The following is an 18,455-nucleotide window of genomic DNA, read 5'->3' as shown; positions in this document are numbered from 1 at the left end:
TCCGACTTTTTTTTGCAGTATAAAAGTTCAAGGTGCTTGCTGTAAATTGCTTATCAGCAAAGATGTGTCGCTAATTGAGATTAAATTTAGTGCATCAAGCGCTGCTTAACGTGCGAGTTTCTTTTATTTAAGTCCACATTCCCGTACAATTTGTGTTTTTACCCCATTAGGAAACGGCGCTGCAAAGCCCCCCACAACGATGACTCTGCAAGTCTTAGGTATTAATCACAAATCGGCTCCCGTCGGCTTGCGTGAAAAAGTCGCGTTTAGCCCTGAGCAGGTCAACCATGCGTTGAGTCACGCTAGTACTCAGCTTGGTGTGGAGATGGTGATTGTATCTACCTGTAACCGAACCGAGCTGTATTGCAATTTAGGCGATGTAGATTGCCAAGCCGTTGTGCAATGGTTAATTAACTACAAGCAGTTATCAGAGCAAGAGGTTAAGCCCTGTTTATATCAATATGAGCAGCAGCAAGCCGTAGCGCATTTAATGCGTGTGGCCAGTGGCTTAGATTCTCTTATATTGGGTGAGCCGCAAATTTTAGGGCAAATTAAACAAGCCTATACCGAATCTCGTGAAGCAGGCGCAGTGGGCAGCGTATTGGAGCGTTTCTTTCAGCGAGCGTTCTCGGTTGCGAAACAAGTGAGAACCGATACTGATATAGGCGTGAATGCTGTTTCAGTGGCGTTTGCTGCGGTGAGCTTAGCGAAACAAATTTTTGATGACATTAGCCAGTCTAAAGTCATGTTAGTAGGCGCTGGTGAAACCATTGAGCTAGTGGCTAAACATTTGGTTGACCAAGGTGTAAATAAGTTAATCGTGGCCAACCGTACGGTATCTCGGGCTAAAACCTTGGGTGATAAGTTTGGTGCAGAGGTGATTACACTAAACGAAATCCCACAGCACTTGGCGGCTTCAGACATCGTGATTAGTTCTACTGCCAGTCCTTTACCCATTATTGGTAAAGGTATGGTGGAAACCGCGTTAAAGAAACGTCGCTTTCAACCGATGTTTTTGGTGGATATTGCAGTACCACGCGATATTGAAGAACAAGTAGGTGATTTGCGTGATGCTTACTTGTACACCGTAGATGATTTACAAGGTATTGTTGAACAGAATATGGCCTCGCGCCGAGAAGCTGCTGAACAAGCTGAATTTATTGTTAGTGCTCAAAGTGAAGACTTTATGGCTTGGTTACGCTCGTTAGAGTCGGTAACTACCATTCGTGACTACCGCAGCCATAGCGAGCGAGTTCGTGATGCCGCAGTAGAGAAAGCTATGGAGTCCTTAGCCAACGGTAAAGACCCCGCAACAGTGATTCGCGAAACCGCCTTCCAACTCACCAACAAGTTGATTCACGCCCCTACCGAAGCCATTAATAAGGCTGGCCGCGATGGTCGTCTCGAAGAGCTGGCAGTAATACGAGAGGCTATAGGCCTAAGAAAATAACCCATTTGTGGTCGATGTTTCGTTGCTAGCTAAAGCCGACGGAATATTGCGTTTATAGAGAGAAAGCATGAAAGCGTCAATTATAACAAAACTTGAAACCCTGAAAGAGCGTTACCAAGAGGTTCAAGTATTACTCGGCGAACCAGAAATTATTTCTGATCAAACTCGCTTTAGAGGCCTGACAAAAGAATATTCGCAGTTAGAGGAAGTGGTAAATTGCTTTACTGCTTACCAGCAAGCTCAAGAAAACTTTGAGTCGGCTAACGAGATGATGCAAGACGACGACCCAGAAATGCGTGAGATGGCTGAGATGGAAGCCTCCGAAGCTAAAGAAAGCATGGCAACCTTGTCGGAAGACTTGCAGTTATTGTTATTGCCTCGCGACCCGAACGATTCTCGCAGCGTATTTTTAGAGATCCGCGCAGGCGCCGGTGGAGATGAAGCGGCTATTTTTGCCGGTAACTTATTCCGCATGTACAGCAAGTTTTCAGAGCAGCAGGGCTGGCGTATGTCGGTTATGTCGGCTAACGAAAGTGAGCAAGGCGGTTACAAAGAAATGATCGCTAAAATTGACGGCGAAGATGTATTCCGCTTAATGAAGTTTGAATCTGGTGGTCACCGCGTTCAACGGGTACCAGAAACTGAATCGCAAGGCCGTATTCATACTTCTGCCTGTACCGTTGCTGTATTACCAGAGATTCCTGAAGCTGAGCAAATTGAGATTAACACCGGTGATTTACGGGTTGATACTTTCCGAGCGTCTGGCGCAGGTGGTCAGCACGTTAACAAAACTGACTCAGCCATTCGATTGACTCACTTACCTACAGGCGTAGTGGTGGAATGTCAGGAAGAGCGTTCACAGCATAAAAACCGTGCTAAAGCGATGTCGGTACTGTCGGCTCGCTTGCAAGCTCTAGAAGACGATAAACGTCGCGCAGAAGAAACCAGCATGCGTCGTGAATTGGTTGCCAGTGGTGACCGTAGTGAACGTATTCGTACATATAACTACCCACAAGGCCGCGTGAGCGATCACCGTATCAACCTTACCTTATACCGTTTAAACGATATATTGGAAGGTGAGTTACTGGCCTTACTTGACCCTATTCTACAAGAGTTTCAAGCTGATCAACTGGCGGCATTAGCAGAAGGTGAAGGCTAAATTGCCGAGTATTGCCCAGGCTCAAGAGTGGGCCAAGCAAGCTCTAGCGGGAGGCGAGTCACCGAAGGTTGATGCTAAGGTGATTTTGCAACACGTATTGCAATGTGAGCAAGCGTATTTGCTCACTTGGCCTGAGCGAACGTTAACGGCCGAACAGTGGCAGAATTATCAACAACTGGTGGCCAAACGCCTAGCGGGTGAGCCGGTGGCTTATATTGTTGGCTCACGCGAGTTTTGGTCGTTAGCCTTAAAAGTCTCTCCTGCAACCTTGATCCCGCGCCCAGATACTGAAGTTTTAGTTGAACAAAGCCTAAAGAAACTCATTAATCACGCCGATACTAAAATAGTCGACTTAGGAACCGGCACTGGAGCAATTGCTCTTGCGCTTGCCAGCGAATTACCGCAAGCGAGTGTATATGCCAGTGATTTACGAGACGAAGCCGCAGCATTGGCGAAAGAGAATGCTGCGCTGTTAAAGCTTGCTAATGTAGAGGTTAGGCAAGGTTCTTGGTTTGCCCCCTTTAGTGAGCAAAAATTTGATTTGGTGGTAAGTAATCCACCTTATATTGACCCACAAGACCCACACTTGTCGCAAGGCGATGTGCGCTTTGAGCCTAGCTCAGCGCTTACCGCAGAGCAGCATGGCTTGGCCGATATTCAACATATTGTTGAACAAGCACCAAGCTACTTAAAAAGTGATGGTTGGTTAATGTTAGAACATGGTTACGACCAAAAAACGGCGGTTCAGCAGCTTTTAATACAAGCTGGGTTCAAAGATGTATTTACTGAGCAAGACTATGGCGGAATGGATCGCGTAAGCGGTGGCCGGTTTAGTGGCTAATGTGGTTCTGGATTAGCGCTGCCAGTAAAAGAATAAAGTAAGGAAAGAAAACGAGTGATTTTTCGCATTTTAGGTATTGAAGAAGAGATCACTGGGCAGTCCTTTGCGTTGGTCCGTAAAACCTTGCATAGGCTGTGGTTAGATTGGCTCAAACTCAATCCATTAGAAGACACGGTTGAGCTTCGATTTGAACAGCTCAAAACGCTTTTTTATAAAGACTTGGGCTTCAGCAGTGATTGGCAGTCTTACTATCACAGTAAGAACTGGTTGATTAGTGATGCCTTGAGTCGGCGTTGTGGTAATGGCACTAGTTTAGCGGTGTTACTGCATTACTTTGCCCGTAAACTCGATATTGAATGTCACGCCTTAGCCTTTCCGGCACAAACAATTTTGGCGGTAAAGCTGACCGATAGATTTATCTATTTTGATGCCTTTGCGGGTGAGCAAAAAAGCTTAAGCCAACTTGAAGTGATTCATCGCGGACATAAAGGCAACTTGGCTCGATTACTGAGTGACAACTTAGAACCGATTAGCTCTTCACAAGTGACAGAGCGCTGGCTGGGCGAATTAAAGAGTGCCTGTTTACGCGAAGATGAGTTTGAGAAGGCATTGCGGGTTTCCCAAGTGTTACTACGCTTAAAGCCTGGTGACCCACACGAAATGCGTGACAGAGGGTTTATCTATCAACAACTCGATTGCAATAGCGTTGCAATTAATGACTTTGAATATTTTATTGAACAGTGTCCCGACGACCCATTGTCGAAGATACTAAAGGTGCAAATCCACTCCATGGATTCGCAACCTGCCATTTTGCATTAAGAGGAATAGCATGCAGCAGAAAACCGTTAATATTGGCGCAATCCCCGTAGCCAATAACGCGCCATTTACTTTGTTTGCCGGAATGAACGTATTAGAGTCTCGTGAATTAGCGATGCGTATTGCTGAGCATTTTGTAGAAGTAACCAGCAAGTTAGGTATTCCTTACGTATTTAAAGCGTCGTTTGATAAAGCAAACCGCTCATCAGTGCATTCTTACCGTGGACCAGGCATGGAGCAGGGTTTACGTTTGTTAGAAGAGATTAAGCAGCAGTTTTCTATTCCGGTGATTACCGATGTACATGAAATAGCGCAAGCCGCTCCAGTTGCTGAAGTGGCAGACGTTATTCAACTACCTGCCTTTTTAGCACGCCAAACCGACTTAGTTGAAGCAATGGCTAAAACGGGCGCGGTAATTAACGTAAAGAAACCTCAGTTTTTAAGCCCGTCACAAATGGGCAATATTGTTGATAAGTTTGCTGAGTGCGGCAATGAAAAGATTATTCTGTGTGAACGTGGCAGCAACTTTGGTTACGACAACTTGGTGGTTGATACGCTAGGTTTTGGTACCATGAAAAAAGTTAGTAATGGTTCGCCAGTTATTTTTGATGTTACCCATGCGCTGCAGTGTCGCGATCCATTAGGCGCTGCCTCTGGCGGTCGCCGTGAGCAAGTTGGCGAGTTGGCTAAAGCCGGTATGGCTACCGGACTGGCTGGATTGTTTTTAGAAGCACATCCAGATCCAGATAATGCACAATGTGACGGACCAAGTGCATTGCCCTTGTCGAAGCTAGAGCCATTTTTAACGCAGATTAAAGCCTTGGATGATTTGGTGAAATCTTTCGACGTTTTAGATACTCATTCAAAATAAGAAATTTGTCGATAATGGCAACTTTCGGTTTCCCTAATCTTCTTCTCTTGCTAGGGTAAACAACATTAACAGGGCTGAAAGTCGCTATTTTTCAGCCCTTAGCTCAACAAGAAAAATGGAAGTGATATGTTAATTAAAGCCTTGCGCACCGGGTGTATGTTAGTGACTTTTGGTTACCTTAGCGCTTGTGCCAGCACTTCAAGTCAAGCTCCGCAAACGGTGGTATTAGCTACACCTTTACAAGTTAATTATCAATCTGAAGTCGCTCTAGCGCGTCTTGGACAGATGCTTAACTCTGGTGAATACAATCAAGACCAAATGGCGCAGCTTTATTACGAGCGCGGCATTGTATTTGACCGCGTTGGGTTGCGAGCCTTAGCACGCTTCGATTTTAACCGGGCTATTCAGTTAAAGCCTGACTTTGTAGAAGCCTATAATTTTTTAGGTGTTTATTTCACCTTAGCCGAAGAGTTTGATAGCGCATTTGAAGCTTTTGACTCGGCGGTAGAGCTGGCACCAAATTATAGCTTTGCTTATTTCTATCGTGGAATTGCGCTTAATTATGCCAACAAGCCTGAGTTGGCCATCGTTGATGTAAAACACTATGCAGACCAAGCTCCTAATGACCCTTACCGTGTGTTGTGGCGCTACCTTATTCAGCTTGAAGCCGGTGAAGAGGGCGCAGCTGTAGAGCTAAGCGAAGCCTTAGAAACGTATCAAAATGAAGATTGGGGTTGGGAAATTGTTCGTTTGTACGCTGGCGAAATCACTCAACAAGAGTTTCTACGCAGCACCATGGATGTAGAGGGTGATAACCGCGCTTTGGCTGAGCGTTTATGCGAAGCTTATTTCTACATGGCTAAATTAGCCCAGCGCGCTGGCGACCCTCAGTTGGCAAGCAGTTACTTCAAATTATCGTTAGCGAACAACGTGTATGATTTTGTAGAACACCGTTTGGCCTTGTTTGAACTAAACCGTTATGAGAGCCAGATTTAACTCGCTCTCATCGCGATTAGATTTGGTTTAATCTTGCTGGCGAATGCCAGCAATTTGGTGCCAGTAGCCGTTAACACTGTCGGGAGTGGGGAAGGGTTCGCTGGTTTCTGTGCGACGTCGAAAAGCTTCTAAGTGTTCAATACTCTCTTCACCCAGTGGACTAATCCGCACTATATCAACTAAACCCTGCATGCTTTGTTGGTCGTTAATTAAGTCGTAGCAATCACCAGAAAGCGTTTGAATACCGTTAAGTACAAACAGTGGCTGGCCTTCTTGGCTGTCTACTCGACGACCGTTAGGGTAGTTAATACAGCAGGTTTCGCAGTTGTCTTTGCTCTTGCCTTCAGACTGTGCAGTGAAGCAACGCGCGGAATAGGCTAGTGGCAAATGTCCATAAGCAAAAACCTCTATTTCAAAGCGTTCACGAATACCCATTTCAGTACACTCGTCACTGAGCTTTTGTAACCAATCTCTCGATAGCTCAACTGGCATTACCCAGCGTTGCATGCCTTGGTCTAGCAATACTTTCAAGGCATAAGCGTTGTAAATGTTAATGGCAGGGCCACAAACAAATGGTAATTTAGCTTTATGGGCTTCTTCGATAGCGCTGAAGTCATTGGCTTCAATGATAAAGTCACCGTTATCAATCAGCTTTTTTAAGTTACGGATCTCAGACGGTGCCTCTAGCAAGGCCATGGTAGAAATCGCGACTTGCTTACCTGCTTGGTTCAGTTGTTTTGCCAGGTCTATCCAATCTTGTGCTTTCATGTTGCGACGTTTGCTACAAACAGTTTCGCCAAGGTAGATAATGTCTGCGCTACTGGCTTTAGCCAAGTGGTAAAACTCTTCAATTTTATGGTTTGGCCAATAATACAAAATTGGCCCAAGTGCATACTTCATAATGTACCTATTTCTATTGCCAAGCTTTGTGATAAGCGCCTAAGGTAGTTTGGCTGCCTTCAGACAGTTTCGCTAATTGGCTCATCCATTGATTTTTTGCTGCATACTGCTCAGGGTCACGCTGGTAGCTATCAATAGCTTCACGCCACACTTGAGTCACTTGCGCGACATAGGCTGGGCTGCGTTGCCGGCCTTCAATTTTTACTGCAGAGATATTGGCAGAAAACAGTTCTGGCAATAATTCGAGGGTATTTAGGCTAGTAGGTTCTTCAAGCGCATGATAACGGTGGCCATCTACATCGAAACGGCCCTTACACAGCGTTGGGTAACCAGCTGTTTCATTGGGCCCATAGCGGTCAATTAGAATGTCATTCAGGCGAGATTCTAAGCCTTGTTCGGTTTCTTGCCAGCGAACAAAAGAAGCTGGTGAACAGGCTCCAACCGTATTTGGTGATTCGCCAGTTAAATACGATGACAAATAACAGCGCCCTTCTGCCATGACACACAAGCTACCAAAGGCGAATACTTCAAGCTCCATATCTGGGCAAGCTCTAGAAAGTTGCTTAACTTGGTGTATCGATAGCACGCGTGGCAATACCACCCGTTTTACATTGAAGTTACGTTGATAGAATGCAATTGCCGAGGCATTAGTGGCCGAGGCCTGCACCGATAAATGTACCGTTAAATTAGGATGACGCTGTTTAGCATATTCCAGTAAAGCAATGTCGGCCAAAATCACCACATCGGCACCAATTTCAACGGCGCGATCAATGGCTGCAAACCATAGGTGGTGTTGCTGAGGGTGAGCAAAAGTGTTGATTGCTACGTGCAATTGGCGCTGGCGGCTTTTTAGGTAATCAACGGCTTTATCTAGTTTTTTGCCTTCGAAGTTTAAACCCGCAAAGTGGCGTGCGTTAGTGGCATCTTTAAAACCGATGTAAATGGCATCGGCGCCGTGGTCTACCGCTGCTTTCACTGCAGGTAATGAGCCGGCAGGACAAAGTAATTCCATATGTCGCTCTACTAGAGATTTTTTGTCATTCTACTGGGCTTAGTTCTATTGGATATTGACTCAGCGCAGCTTTGCGCTAAGCAAACTTGAGTAAACTGAGCCACTTATATACGTTGATTTTATTTTTATGAGGTAACTAAGTGCTTACTCGCTTAAAACGGTCTTTAGTGAAAGAAATGCCAAGGGTATTGAGTTTACCTGCCAAATATTGCCCTTTTTCTTTACAAAGTTTAGTGATAGAAAAAGCCTTAGCTGTATCCTTTGCTGAGGCCATTGAAGACGGTGACTTGGACTTTCTAGAACAGCGCCATTTAAAGTTAACAGTGAGTGATTTAAACGCGAGTTGGTACATCACTTTTAGCCAGCAAAAATTGCAGGTACAAGCCAAAGCTGACACTGTTGATGTGAGTTTTTCCGGTGAGTTAAATGACTTTGTGTTGATGATGGGGCGTCAAGAAGATCCTGATACGCTTTTTTTCCAACGCCGATTGAAAATAGAAGGCGATACAGAGTTAGGTCTAGAGCTTAAAAATCTCTTGGATAACTTAGACATTGATGACTTGCCTAACTGGGTAAAAACAGCGCTTACTCAGAGTGCTGAATTAGTGGCGCAATACCAGCCTGCATAGACCCAAAATAACAAAACTGCAATCACTTAAGTGATTGCTATGTCTCGAATTATAAGCCCAATTTAGGCGCAAACAGCTTCATTTGAACTACACTCAATGCAGGGTGGATGAAGAAGAGGTTTGCATGCGAGTTGGGTTGCTGCTTTTATGTCTATTAGGGCAAGGCGCTAGCGCAGTCGAGATAAGTTTTTTGTACTATCGAGAACAAGGTAGCGCTACCTTCCGAGCGCTGCTTGAAGAGTTTTCTCGTGACCATAACCATCAAGTTACGTTGTACCAAATCACCTCAGAAAGTTTAAAACCCTCTTTAATAAAATCAGTACTGCAAGGTACTGCGGCCGATGTGGTTTTTGCCCCTTCAGACTTCGTAGGTATTGCCGAACAAGGCAAATTTTCTGAGGTACCGCAGGCGCTCATTAGCCAGAAAACCAATGCCGAAATTCAACTCACTGCCAGCATCGATAATACGCTTTACGGTATTCCCATTTTACAGGGGAATCACCTCATGTTGTTTTACAATCGCCAGTTAGTGAAAGAACCAATAACGACTTGGCAGTCTTTGTTAGAGCAAAAGGATCAGTTTGATGAGGCTGGCGTGGCGGCCATTGGTTGGAACTATTCTGAGATGTATTGGTTTGCGGGCTTTTATAATACTTTTGGTGGGCGAATGACCCGTGGAAAATTGGTGACCTTAAACGATCCGCCAATGAATGATGCGCTTAATTTTTACAAAAGCTTAGCAACCCGAGGGTTGGTGAGCTCTGAGTGCACCTACGACTGTGGATACAAAGATTTTATTGAAGGCAAAGTAGCGTATGCAATAAACGGTGAGTGGGCAGTTGCTGATTTTGAGAAGCACTTAGGGGATGACTTAGGTATTGCGTTAATTCCCAATATTGGCAAAAAAGCCTTTCGACCGTTGTCTTCTAGCTTAGTGTTAGTGTTTCCTGATAACAGTTTAGATGGCCCCAAAGCCGAGGCGCTTAAGCAATTAAGTGTATTTTTGCAAAGCGAAAAGGTTCAGCGCGTACTTTACGAAAAGGCGCGTTTCTTACCGGTAGATAGCCAACTAATTAGTGAAATAAAAGCAAACTCTGATGAAAACGAAAGCGCAATGCTGGCTCAACTAGAGTTAGCGGTACCGATGTCGGCCGAGGCAGCACAAGGTAGTGCTTGGATTGGCTTGCGTAAGGGATTTGAGTTATTTAATAAAGGCGTCATTGATGCAAATAAAGCTGGAGAATATATGCAGCAATATGCCGAAAGAGATTATGGACAGCATCTAAAAAATGAGAATTAAGGCCAACCAACTTAGAACCATTTTAGCGCTTAGTATTTTACTTGGAGCCTTGTTGCCCAGTACGCTTATTGGCTCGTTCATGCTCAAGCAAATTGCTGAGCAAGATCAACAGGCTATTACTCAAACCTTGTATTTAAAAGCTAATAACATTGCCCAAAACATTCAGCACAGGGTGCGCCAATTACTATTAGATTTGCAAAGTTTGGCGCAGGTAAATGATGTTGTATTAACACCCACCTCAGCAATTTTTGGTTTCCATTCTAATCAGCTAATAACTGAGGTACTGCAACAAAACGATTGGGCCTCAGCGATTTATATTGTTGATTTAGATGGCCGAATTATTGAAGGTGCGCCACTTCAAGCTGAAATTCTAGATCTAAAAGCGCATTTACCTGCAGTTCGCAGGCTCAATCAGTTGGTCAAGCAAGGTAGCAATAAGGCGGTGGTAGAAGTATATCAAGACGCCGAGTTTGCCCAATTAGTAGAAAATGGAGAGGCGATAGATAGTGATTCGGGCTTGTTGCTGATGCAACCTTTAGTACAGAAAAACTTAAACGCGATAGAGAACAGCCAACAGGTGGGGGCATTGTTGGTTTTTGTGCCGATGCAATCGCTATGGAAAGAAGCTGAGTCGAGGATTTCTCAGCACGGAAGTTTAGAGCTATTTCACTCGCAGCGTTTGTTATTTAAAGGCACTAAAGGCGAAGAACCGATTCGTAGATTTTACATAGATGTAGACTTAGATTTGAGTAATATGTCGGAGCCCTTGTCGCTATCACTCAGTGCTGAAAGCCGCTCGTTTTGGGGCTTGTTGGTAGAGCGCCAATCTAATGTTGTAATTATCTTGTTGGTGATTTTTGTTTTGGTGGCGATCATCGCGCTAATGCTAACTCGGCGTATTGTGGATCCTTTAGAGCACCTTAGTCGTTTAGTGGCTAATTATTCAGAAGGCCGCTACGACAGCAAAGCGCCGTCGTTGGCCTATGAAGAGTTCAATCAAGTGGGTAGTTTACTTAATAGCATGGCGGAGAGAGTGACTCGAGATCAGGAACAACTGGAGCAACGAGTTACCGAGCGAACTTATGAGCTCGAGCAAGCAAATCATACCCTACAAGATACATTGGGTAAGTTAAACGATACCCAATTAGAACTGGTGGAAAAAGAGAAAATGGCTGCCTTGGGTGGCTTGGTAGCCGGAATGGCTCACGAACTTAACACCCCCTTAGGAGTGGGAATTACTGCGGCCTCTCAATTAGTGAGTTACTTTCAAACGATAGGGCAAAGCTTAGAAAGTGGAACCTTAGCCCGCTCAGACTTGGAAGCGTTGATACGTCAAGGGGCAGAGGGCGGTGAATTACTTGAAAGTAGCTTGCAGCGCTCGGCAGCCTTAGTAAATACCTTTAAGGCCTTGGCTGGCAGCGACATTGATGCCAGTTTGCAGCGACTAAATCTAAAAACATGGTTGGAGCAACAACTACAAATGTTTTTGCAGCCTTTTTCGGAGCGACAAATTCAGTTGTCTATTTCTGGGGCAAATCCAAATATGTTGCTCAATCAGCGCGCTGTAGAATTGGTATTTTCTTGTCTAATTGATAACTCAATTCAACATGGATTTTCTAGCCAAACCTTCCCGCATATTAAAGTGGATATTAGCGCCTCACATGAGACTGTGGAAATTGTTTATCAAGACAATGGAACAGGCGTGCAAGCCGAAGATATAAACCTCATCTTTAATCCTTTTTATACAACTGGGCGCAGCTCTGGCAATGTGGGCTTAGGGTTAAATCAAGTATATAACTTGGTGCATCAACACTTACTTGGCAGCGTAGAGAGTTTTACCGCGGAGCCACAGGGTTTGGGTTTCAAAATCAATTTGCCTAGAGAATACGGTAAGTAGTTGAATGTAAGGCGCTTTCCTCTTAGCCTTTTTGAGGCCAAGTAACGATCTTTCCATTATCAAAAATAGTCCCTGACTGGGCGACCTGCAGCGATATAAATATGTTGTTTAGCGCAATATGACTGTGCTGATGAATGAGCTTAGCTAGCAAGCTTAATAGCTGCTGCTGGCGCTTCTCACTGTGCACATCGGGTACGATCAATTCTGCAATGAGAGGGGGCTGATGAACATGTTGTTGCATATGTACTTGCTGGTTAACGAAGTAGTGCCCCGGCTGAATGTATTGCCAGTCAAGGCTAATATGCTCTAGTTGAATCTTGGCCTGTTGGGCAAAGTCTTTGGCCAGTTTGTTCAAAAGCGCTGGCATATCTACTGAGTCGGTCAGTGCTAGGGAGCGAATATGCACAATTGGCATTAACAACTTCTCCGTTTACGAGTTAAGCAATACGCTTAGCCTAACTCATTGGCTAAATTGTTCAAATTGTTGTTGAATTTGTTTATATAGCTCACCGGTCCATTCGGGTAAATGATCTGGTACTGGGAATAAGGATAACAGTCGTGGATCGTGAGGGGCAATGACCACTTTACTGTTGTTGGGGCCAATTCTCTCCACCAGTACAAACAGGTCTTCGATGTTTTGGTCACCCATGGCTAAACAGCCTACCGATGAGGTTTTACCGTGAATAAAAATATTGGAGCCGGGCTGATGGCGCTGTTCTAGTTTAGCTTTCTCTAAATCAAAACTGTTGGGATAGTTTAGCTTCATCGAAAGGTGGAATTTGCTATTTGGATTTAAAGCGTTTATTTCGTAAATCCCTTCGGGCACTTGTAAGTCGCCTTCACGCAGTTTTGGGCCTGCAGTGCCGCTGGCATGTCTAATCCAATAGGTATTTATAAACTTAAACCCCTCTCCACTGTCTGCCCAAAGCTCCAGTCGGCGTGACCGTTTGCTGGCCAATAAAGTTATTTTTTGTGGGGGGTAGTCCACTTTAGCGGCGACAAATAGCGGTAATAGCCGCTTTAGACTATCGTTATGATAAGTCTTAATCACTTGTTTAATAGAACGTTTACCCGCGGCGGTCGGCTGGCTTTCATGCCAAGCTGAGGCATGCAGAGAAGCGCTGCAAAAACTGAGTAACATTGCGCAGCACAGTCGATAAAAACTCAAAGGCTAATACTCTATCGAATAAGTGAGTGAGAAGTGTACTTGTACTTAATCAGAAGTGCTATAGCTGGCCAGTTTGCAATGGCATTATCGCCATTATCATCAAAGGCCGTTAGCCTAAAGAGGACATTTGTTTGCTCAATATCAAGCCTTTTGTCTTTGCTATGTTGTTTTCCAGTACGCCCCTTTATGCCCATACTTTGGAAGAGTTGCGGTATTACAGCGAAGAATATTTCCCTTACAACTTTACTGAGCAAAAACAGGTAAGTGGTTTTTCTATTGAGCTTTTAGCGTTAGTCTTTAAACAGCTTGGTAGCCCAATGCCAAAGGTAGAAATGGTGCCTTGGGCACGTGGCTATTCTATTTTGCAGCAACAAAGTTATACGGTGTTGTTCTCCACAATTAAAACTCATCAACGTAAAGACTACTTTAAGTGGGCTTGCCCGATTAACTCTGCCAAAGGCCAGTTTTATGGCTTGTCTGATAGTAAATTGAAGATTTCCCAACTGAGTGATGCTGCGAGCTATAAAATTGCGGTGATTAAAGGGCAAGCAATAGACGGCTACTTAAGTAACACCGAGTTAAAAGACAATCTGCACAGGCTAAAAACTGTTGAGCAAGCGTTTAAGTTGTTAGCCTTACGCCGAGTCGATTTAATTGCGCTTGCCGAGCAAAGCGTAGTAGGGCATGAATCAAGTTTTAAACCCATTTATCGCTTATTTGAACACCAATATTGTTTTGCCTTTAATCGCTCAATTAGTCAGCTAGAGTTACAACGCTTTCAACAAGCCTTGGCGCAGGTACGTGAATCTGCCGAGTTCGCCGCTCTCTTTAAAAAGTACTTTGAATAGCGTTATTTACCATTTGCAACTTTAGTCGAATAGCTATGTTAATAGCTTGTTAATTCAAGCCGCGATGTCTAGGATGAAAATTCATTAAATCATTGTGATTTCATAATCAACACCGTGTTTGGCTCGAGTTGTATCTGGGCTGCTTACTAAGGAGAGTAAAACCATGCGTAACTGGCTTGGCAAGGTCGCGTTAATCGCGAGTGCATTATCTTTTTCAGTACACGCTGACACAGGCACTAATTACCTGTTAGCAACAGCCAGTACTGGCGGTACTTATTACCCAGTGGGGGTGGCGTTAGCCACTTTAACGAAGGTGAAAATTCAACCTAAGCACAAAGTGAGTGTTTCGGCGATTAACTCTGCAGGCTCTGGTGAGAACATTAAGCTTTTGCGTGACAAAGAAGCGCAGTTTGCCATTTTACAAGGTTTGTATGGTTCATATGCGGTAAATGGTACTGGACCTCTGGAGAAGGAAGGCAAGCAAACTCACCTTCGTTCTATCACTATGTTGTGGCAAAACGTTGAGCAATTTGTGGTGAAAAAGGAGCACGCTAAAAACGGTGATTTAAGTGATTTACTGGCGTTGACGGGTAGCAAAGTAGCTTTAGGTAAAAAGAACTCGGGCACCATTGGTTCCAATCGTTTTTTACTGAGTAATCTTGGTGTGGATATAGATAAACAAATGGAGCTGTTTTCAGCAGGTTATGGTCCATCAGCAGAAGCCCTGCAAAATGGCCAAGTTGAAGGCATTAACACACCTGCTGGTGCACCTACTGGTGCGGTAACCAAGTTGTTTGCAGCCGCTGCAGCGGATGTTATGCCCCTTGCGGTGACTGATGAACAGATGAAAAAGGCCAATGGTGGTTTAGGTTTGTGGACCCGTTATGTTATCCCTGCCGGTACTTATCCAAATTTAAGCGAAGATTGGAATACTATGGCGCAGCCTAATTTTCTGGCGGTACACGCTGATGTAGATGAAGAGTTTGTCTACCTGCTCACCAAAACCGTTTACGAAAACTTAGGCTTTTTGCAAGCCATTCATAAAGCGACTAATGCAATGGCCTTAGACAAAGCGCTTGCCGGTTTGCCCGCGCCGCTACATCCAGGCGCTGCTCGTTACTACCGCGAAGCTGGCTTAGATATTCCAGATCACCTTGTTGCCAACTAGTTAGCGAGGCTTAAAGCCTAGGTGTAGTGCCTAGGTTTTTTCTTTTTAGATTCTTCTACCTTCAGGATCCTTAAGCATGCAGTGGAACGCCGTACCTGACAGTATTCGTCAGGAAATTGAAGATACCCGTGCTGTACCCGTGGTTTATGGTTTGGGCATTGTAATTAGCCTCGCTCATGTTTATTTCAATATCTTTGCCGACATCGCAGTGCTGCAACAGAACATCTTACACTTCGCAGGTTTTGTACTGTTATGTGGCCTACTTAAGCCGTTAACAGACAATAGATTTGTTTCATTTCTCGATAAGGTATGGGTGTTAGCGATTGCGCTATCTGCTGTTTATTTACTGTTTGCTGAAGACCTAATCTATGAGCGTGGAGTACGTTTAGTCGCTTTAGATTGGTTGTGTGGCACGGTAGTGATACTCGGCGCTATCGATATGACTCGCCGAGCAACCGGTTGGGTTATCCCTATTTTAATTGTAACCGCGATTTCTTATTTAGCATGGTGGGGTAATTTTGTTCCAGGGGTGTTTCAGTTTAAAGGTCTTAGTTTAGAAACGCTGTTGTTTAGAAGTATTTATGGCGACGATGCCATTTTTGGCAATATTGCTCGAATTTCGGCCAGCTTTGTATTTATGTTTATTTTGTTTGGCGCGTTCTTACTGCGGTCTGGAGCAGGTGACTTTGTCATTCACCTATCGAAAAGTATTGCGAGTCGTTTAGTCGGAGGGCCGGGCATTGTTGCGATTATTGCTTCGGGGTTAACCGGGACTATCTCTGGCAGTGCGGTAGCCAATACCGCATCAACTGGTGTAGTCACTATTCCATTGATGAAAAATGCCGGCTTTAGCCCTCGATTCGCTGCAGCAGTAGAAGCATCAGCCTCAACAGGTGGGCAAATTGTTCCGCCAATTATGGGGGCAGGGGCTTTTGTTATGGCCAGTTATACTCAGATCCCTTACAGCACTATTGTTATGGTGAGTATTTTGCCAGCGATACTCTACTTCGCCTCATTAGTGTTTTATGTGCGCACCGAATCTTACAAGGCCGGGCTTACCCGCACCATGGATAAAGCACCACCGCTGTTACCAATAGTGATGCGCGAAGGTTTGTCGTTTATAGTGCCTGTTACCCTGCTCATTGTGTTGTTAGTGATGGGGTACACACCCACCTATGCCGCGGTAATCGCCATCATCGCCGTTGTTGTTAGCTCTTGGTTTACCCCCAATAAAATGGGCTTTCGGGCGATTGCCGATGCGTTTGCGCTGGGTTCTCGAAATATGGTGGTTACGGCGGTATTGCTTTGCTCTGTAGGCTTAATCGTTAACGTTATTGCCACTGCTGGTATAGGCAATACATTTTCTTTGATGATTACCGAGTGGTCGGGTGGCAGCTTACTTATTGCTTTGTTACTGGTGGCTATTGCTTCCTTGGTATTAGGCATGGGGTTGCCTGTTACCGCCTCATACATTGTGCTGGCTACCTTATCCGCACCTGCATTATTGCAACTGATGGCTAATGCAGAATTAGTTAGTGTACTGAGTTCTGGCTCGATTAGCGCTGAGGTTCAAGCGGTATTGATGCTGGTAGGCGTTAGCCCTGAGCAAGGCAGTTTAAGTTTGGCTGAAGCGCAGAACGTTATTGCGCAAATGCCGGACGAAATGATGGCCTTATTGCGCCCGATGCTGCTTGATGAAGCGACTATTTCAATGTTGCTGTTAGCATCCCACTTAGTCATTTTTTGGTTATCGCAAGACAGTAATGTTACGCCGCCAGTATGTTTATGTACGTTTACCGCAGCCGCAATTGCTAAATCACCACCAATGGCTACTGGCTTTACTTCTTGGAAAATTGCCAAGGGTTTATACATTATTCCGCTATTGTTTGCCTATACGCCACTTGCTCACGGTAACTGGTTAAATGCGCTTCAAGTGTTTGGGTTTGCTTTACCCGGTTTATATGCTTTTACCTTGGTGATGCAAGGCTGGCAAAAACGAAAGCTACAACATTGGGAGAGGGCATTAATGGCCTGTATAGCATTAGTGCTGCTTTGCCCATTGGCGCTGCAATGGCAGATTATCGCCTTGGCCGTTTTAGCGATAGCCATGGTTTACTTTAGTCGAAGCTCGCAAGCCGTAGTGCGTGCTTAGCATGATGTTTTTATTGATTTAATCATGAAAAGTTTCATTGAAAAAACGCGCTAGTCGATGCGCTTCACAGTTTGTTATATGTTTTAGGTGCAAGCGGGCGCGTGGCTGGAAAGTGAGCATAAACGGGTTAAAATAAACCTTTATTTGACTTATCAAAGAGAGCGAACATGACAGAACGCGCATTTAGTTGGGGGCTCATCGCTCCTGGTCGTATTGCCCGTAATTTTGCTGAAGCTTTAGCTGTAGTTCCTAACGCTGAGTTATATGCGGTGGCGAGTTCAAACTTAGCGCGAGCTCAAGCATTCGCTGATGAGTTTTCTGGCCAATATGCCTATGATGATTACCAGCGCTTAGCCGAAGATCCAAATGTAGATGCTATTTACATTGCCAATCCCCACCGGTTTCATTTTGACAGTATTAAAATGTGTCTAGAGGCTGGCAAGCCGGTTCTATGTGAAAAACCCCTCACAGTAAATGCCGCGCAAACTCAAGCCTTGGTTGATATCGCTGAGCAGAATAAGGTGTTTTTGATGGAAGCCTTATGGACCCGTTTCCAGCCTTCCTGGCAACAAGTTCGCCGTTGGTTAGATGAGCAATTGATTGGTGATATTAAGCTAATGAGTTCTAGCTTTGGTTTTAACATTCCGCGTGATGATAATGACCGCTTACTAAATATCGACTTAGCGGGTGGCTGTTTACTGGATATGGGCGTGTATAACGTATCGATGTCCCAGTTTGTTATGCAAAGCAATCCGACTAAAATTTTAGCCGATGGCATTGTCGGTGAAACGGGTGTTGACGAGCGTAGCTCGGTGATTCTGAATTACGGTAACGCGGCCAGTCAGTTTACCTGCAACTTTCTGGCTACCACCGAAAATGATTTTACGATTTATGGGACTAAAGGTTCTATTCGAGTGCCAAACATGTTCTGGGTAGGTACTAAAGCCAGCTTGCGTGTTGATGGTCAAGCTGAGCAGATGCTTGATTTTCCATTTAAGGCCTCTGGATTCGAGTATCAGATTGAAGAAGTGATGCAATGTGTTGCGGCAGGCAAGTTACAAAGTGAAGTCATGGGCTGGCAAGACAGTATTGCTACGATGCAAACAATGGATGAAATTCGTGCTCAAGTTGGCGTTCGTTATCCTTTTTTAGGTGAATAAAAGGTACTAATTAAGTCTTTGGGTTAAGGCTAAGCATTTGCTAGTTGACCTAAAAAAGACGAGGACTGGCGAATAATTCAACGAGCAG

17 protein-coding genes are annotated in these 18,455 nt (G+C 44.7%); 13 read left to right on the top strand and 4 right to left on the bottom strand.

Going from position 1 to position 18,455, the window contains the following annotated elements:
* Nucleotides 1–199: 199 nt before the first annotated feature.
* The 6 genes from hemA to nlpI all read left to right on the top strand — a co-directional run bounded on the left by hemA (nucleotide 200) and on the right by nlpI (nucleotide 6,133).
* Entirely contained in the window at nucleotides 200–1,450 is a 1,251-nt protein-coding gene (hemA, locus tag ACLD71_RS20105) for a glutamyl-tRNA reductase (protein ID WP_303516860.1), read from the top strand.
* Nucleotides 1,451–1,517: 67 nt separating this feature from the next.
* The gene (gene prfA, locus ACLD71_RS20100) at nucleotides 1,518–2,609 is read left to right on the top strand and encodes a peptide chain release factor 1 (protein ID WP_411991793.1); all 1,092 of its coding nucleotides are present in this window, start codon (nucleotides 1,518–1,520) and stop codon (nucleotides 2,607–2,609) included.
* A gap of 1 nt (nucleotide 2,610) precedes the next feature.
* The gene (gene prmC, locus ACLD71_RS20095; protein ID WP_411991792.1) at nucleotides 2,611–3,450 is read left to right on the top strand and encodes a peptide chain release factor N(5)-glutamine methyltransferase; all 840 of its coding nucleotides are present in this window, start codon (nucleotides 2,611–2,613) and stop codon (nucleotides 3,448–3,450) included.
* Between the two features lie 54 nt (nucleotides 3,451–3,504).
* Nucleotides 3,505–4,269 carry a SirB1 family protein gene (locus tag ACLD71_RS20090; RefSeq protein WP_137671519.1) on the top strand — a complete coding sequence of 255 codons (765 nt, stop codon included), beginning with the start codon at nucleotides 3,505–3,507 and terminating at the stop codon, nucleotides 4,267–4,269.
* A 10-nt stretch (nucleotides 4,270–4,279) separates the two neighbouring features.
* A complete protein-coding gene (gene kdsA / locus ACLD71_RS20085) occupies nucleotides 4,280–5,137 on the top strand; it encodes a 3-deoxy-8-phosphooctulonate synthase (protein ID WP_411991791.1) in 858 nt (285 codons plus the stop codon).
* A 126-nt stretch (nucleotides 5,138–5,263) separates the two neighbouring features.
* Entirely contained in the window at nucleotides 5,264–6,133 is an 870-nt protein-coding gene (gene nlpI / locus ACLD71_RS20080; protein ID WP_411991790.1) for a lipoprotein NlpI, read from the top strand.
* Nucleotides 6,134–6,160: 27 nt separating this feature from the next.
* Here nlpI and ACLD71_RS20075 read toward each other — a convergent pair whose 3' ends face one another.
* Both ACLD71_RS20075 and ubiU read right to left on the bottom strand, forming a co-directional pair.
* Nucleotides 6,161–7,033 carry a U32 family peptidase gene (locus ACLD71_RS20075; RefSeq protein ID WP_303516854.1) on the bottom strand — a complete coding sequence of 291 codons (873 nt, stop codon included), beginning with the start codon at nucleotides 7,031–7,033 and terminating at the stop codon, nucleotides 6,161–6,163.
* 13 nt (nucleotides 7,034–7,046) lie between these two features.
* Nucleotides 7,047–8,045 carry a ubiquinone anaerobic biosynthesis protein UbiU gene (gene ubiU / locus ACLD71_RS20070; RefSeq protein WP_137671515.1) on the bottom strand — a complete coding sequence of 333 codons (999 nt, stop codon included), beginning with the start codon at nucleotides 8,043–8,045 and terminating at the stop codon, nucleotides 7,047–7,049.
* Nucleotides 8,046–8,185: 140 nt separating this feature from the next.
* Between ubiU and ubiT the strand changes: the two genes are divergently transcribed.
* From ubiT to ACLD71_RS20055, 3 genes are all read left to right on the top strand, one after another.
* Nucleotides 8,186–8,674, top strand: coding sequence for a ubiquinone anaerobic biosynthesis accessory factor UbiT (gene ubiT / locus ACLD71_RS20065; RefSeq protein ID WP_411991789.1), 489 nt, complete (start codon nucleotides 8,186–8,188; stop codon nucleotides 8,672–8,674).
* Nucleotides 8,675–8,798: 124 nt separating this feature from the next.
* Complete coding sequence (locus tag ACLD71_RS20060) at nucleotides 8,799–9,974, top strand: extracellular solute-binding protein (protein ID WP_411991788.1); 1,176 nt, start codon at nucleotides 8,799–8,801, stop codon at nucleotides 9,972–9,974.
* Complete coding sequence (locus tag ACLD71_RS20055) at nucleotides 9,964–11,871, top strand: sensor histidine kinase (RefSeq protein ID WP_411991787.1); 1,908 nt, start codon at nucleotides 9,964–9,966, stop codon at nucleotides 11,869–11,871. Before ACLD71_RS20060 ends, ACLD71_RS20055 begins: the two co-directional genes overlap by 11 nt.
* A 22-nt stretch (nucleotides 11,872–11,893) precedes the next feature.
* Here the strand turns inward: ACLD71_RS20055 and ACLD71_RS20050 are convergent, their stop codons facing one another.
* Entirely contained in the window at nucleotides 11,894–12,286 is a 393-nt protein-coding gene (locus ACLD71_RS20050) for a hypothetical protein (RefSeq protein WP_137671511.1), read from the bottom strand.
* Between the two features lie 45 nt (nucleotides 12,287–12,331).
* Nucleotides 12,332–13,012, bottom strand: coding sequence for a L,D-transpeptidase family protein (locus ACLD71_RS20045; protein ID WP_411991786.1), 681 nt, complete (start codon nucleotides 13,010–13,012; stop codon nucleotides 12,332–12,334).
* Between the two features lie 158 nt (nucleotides 13,013–13,170).
* On the opposite strand from ACLD71_RS20045, the gene ACLD71_RS20040 reads away from it, so the two are divergent.
* The 4 genes from ACLD71_RS20040 (at nucleotide 13,171) to ACLD71_RS20025 (ending at nucleotide 18,367) form a co-directional block, all read left to right on the top strand.
* The gene (locus tag ACLD71_RS20040) at nucleotides 13,171–13,887 is read left to right on the top strand and encodes a substrate-binding periplasmic protein (protein ID WP_411991785.1); all 717 of its coding nucleotides are present in this window, start codon (nucleotides 13,171–13,173) and stop codon (nucleotides 13,885–13,887) included.
* 163 nt (nucleotides 13,888–14,050) lie between these two features.
* Nucleotides 14,051–15,055, top strand: coding sequence for a TAXI family TRAP transporter solute-binding subunit (locus ACLD71_RS20035; protein ID WP_137671509.1), 1,005 nt, complete (start codon nucleotides 14,051–14,053; stop codon nucleotides 15,053–15,055).
* Between the two features lie 76 nt (nucleotides 15,056–15,131).
* Nucleotides 15,132–17,207, top strand: coding sequence for a TRAP transporter permease (locus ACLD71_RS20030; protein ID WP_411991784.1), 2,076 nt, complete (start codon nucleotides 15,132–15,134; stop codon nucleotides 17,205–17,207).
* Between the two features lie 167 nt (nucleotides 17,208–17,374).
* Nucleotides 17,375–18,367 (top strand): Gfo/Idh/MocA family protein, encoded by a 993-nt coding sequence (locus tag ACLD71_RS20025; RefSeq protein WP_411991783.1) that lies wholly within the window; start codon nucleotides 17,375–17,377, stop codon nucleotides 18,365–18,367.
* Nucleotides 18,368–18,455: the final 88 nt, after the last annotated feature.

This window comes from Agarivorans sp. DSG3-1, assembly GCF_046774965.1.
Lineage (GTDB): Bacteria > Pseudomonadota > Gammaproteobacteria > Enterobacterales > Celerinatantimonadaceae > Agarivorans.
This window is presented reverse-complemented; position numbering and strand designations above follow the sequence as displayed.

Bases quoted from the DNA above. Each gene is read 5' to 3' on its own strand.
- ACLD71_RS20050 (WP_137671511.1), bottom strand. From the start codon at position 12,286: ATGCCAATTGTGCATATTCGCTCCCTAGCACTGACCGACTCAGTAGAT.
- ACLD71_RS20035 (WP_137671509.1), top strand. From the start codon at position 14,051: ATGCGTAACTGGCTTGGCAAGGTCGCGTTAATCGCGAGTGCATTATCT.
- nlpI (WP_411991790.1), top strand. From the start codon at position 5,264: ATGTTAATTAAAGCCTTGCGCACCGGGTGTATGTTAGTGACTTTTGGT.
- ACLD71_RS20075 (WP_303516854.1), bottom strand. From the start codon at position 7,033: ATGAAGTATGCACTTGGGCCAATTTTGTATTATTGGCCAAACCATAAA.
- hemA (WP_303516860.1), top strand. From the start codon at position 200: ATGACTCTGCAAGTCTTAGGTATTAATCACAAATCGGCTCCCGTCGGC.
- prfA (WP_411991793.1), top strand. From the start codon at position 1,518: ATGAAAGCGTCAATTATAACAAAACTTGAAACCCTGAAAGAGCGTTAC.
- kdsA (WP_411991791.1), top strand. From the start codon at position 4,280: ATGCAGCAGAAAACCGTTAATATTGGCGCAATCCCCGTAGCCAATAAC.
- ACLD71_RS20030 (WP_411991784.1), top strand. From the start codon at position 15,132: ATGCAGTGGAACGCCGTACCTGACAGTATTCGTCAGGAAATTGAAGAT.
- ACLD71_RS20060 (WP_411991788.1), top strand. From the start codon at position 8,799: ATGCGAGTTGGGTTGCTGCTTTTATGTCTATTAGGGCAAGGCGCTAGC.
- ACLD71_RS20045 (WP_411991786.1), bottom strand. From the start codon at position 13,012: ATGTTACTCAGTTTTTGCAGCGCTTCTCTGCATGCCTCAGCTTGGCAT.
- ACLD71_RS20025 (WP_411991783.1), top strand. From the start codon at position 17,375: ATGACAGAACGCGCATTTAGTTGGGGGCTCATCGCTCCTGGTCGTATT.
- ubiU (WP_137671515.1), bottom strand. From the start codon at position 8,045: ATGGAATTACTTTGTCCTGCCGGCTCATTACCTGCAGTGAAAGCAGCG.
- ACLD71_RS20055 (WP_411991787.1), top strand. From the start codon at position 9,964: ATGAGAATTAAGGCCAACCAACTTAGAACCATTTTAGCGCTTAGTATT.